The 457-nt window shown below is 70.9% G+C and carries 1 pseudogene; it reads left to right on the top strand.

Going from position 1 to position 457, the window contains the following annotated elements:
* Positions 1-232: pseudogene (locus FAF44_RS53750) on the top strand (hypothetical protein); the annotation flags it as partial.
* Between the last annotated feature and the right edge of the window lie 225 nt (positions 233-457).

Here is a 457-nt window from a genome sequence, read left to right as displayed (position 1 = left end):
GTCGCTGGCGGAGCGGCTGGACGAGGGGGTGCGGGCCTTCCACGAGCGGCCGTTCGAGGTGATCGACGGGGATCGGTTCGTGCGGGCGTTGCTGGCGTCGGTGTCGGATCCGGTGGTCAGGGGGCTGCCGGTGGTGGGGTGCGTGGATCAGTTGTCGGACTCGACGGATCTGCTGGTGCGGCCGGGGCGGGCGCGGGCGGTGACGGCGGCGGTGCTGGGCCTCACCGCTTAATGATCTACATTGTAAAGGGCGAGGGTGGAGGCATATCCCCTCGCCCTTACGTGCGAGGCAAAACCCTCAGGCGATGAGGGAGGCGGCGAGGTCTTCGACGCGGATACGCCAGGCGTCGGCGGTGGCGGGCGCGCCGGTGCAGGTGACGATGAGGCGCGGGCCCTGTCCGGTGCCTTCGGTGAGCTCCCAGCGGACGGCCCCGGCGCCGGTGTCGTACTCCAGGAG

Source organism: Nonomuraea sp. MG754425, from assembly GCF_021699195.1.
Lineage (GTDB): Bacteria > Actinomycetota > Actinomycetes > Streptosporangiales > Streptosporangiaceae > Nonomuraea.
This window is presented reverse-complemented; position numbering and strand designations above follow the sequence as displayed.